The 281-nt window shown below is 66.2% G+C and carries 1 pseudogene; it reads right to left on the bottom strand.

The window, feature by feature from the left end:
* A pseudogene (locus EN845_RS35795) lies at nt 1-281 on the bottom strand (ABC transporter substrate-binding protein); the annotation flags it as partial.

Raw genomic sequence — 281 nt, 5'->3', positions numbered from 1 at the left:
TACGCCCCAAGGGCGGGGTGTGCCGAGTGCCCAGCTCCTGTAACCTTCGATATTGCTCCTGGAAGCGCTGAGGCGCGTGCCGGAGAACAGCGTGATCATCGGAATGTCCGCGCGGTACATGTCCTCGAGCTTGTCGAAGATCGCCTGGCGCTGCGCCGGATCGGCGATCGCCATGCTGCGCGTGACGAGATCCGCCGCCGCCTTGCTGTCCCAGGCCTTGCGGGGCTGGGTGGCCTTTTCGCCGGTGAACATCTCGAAGGACAGCGACGGGTCGAGGCGCG

This window comes from Mesorhizobium sp. M8A.F.Ca.ET.202.01.1.1 (assembly GCF_004791595.1).
Lineage (GTDB): Bacteria > Pseudomonadota > Alphaproteobacteria > Rhizobiales > Rhizobiaceae > Mesorhizobium.
The sequence above is the reverse complement of the archived record's forward strand: the minus strand, read 5'-3'. Positions and strand labels throughout refer to the sequence as shown.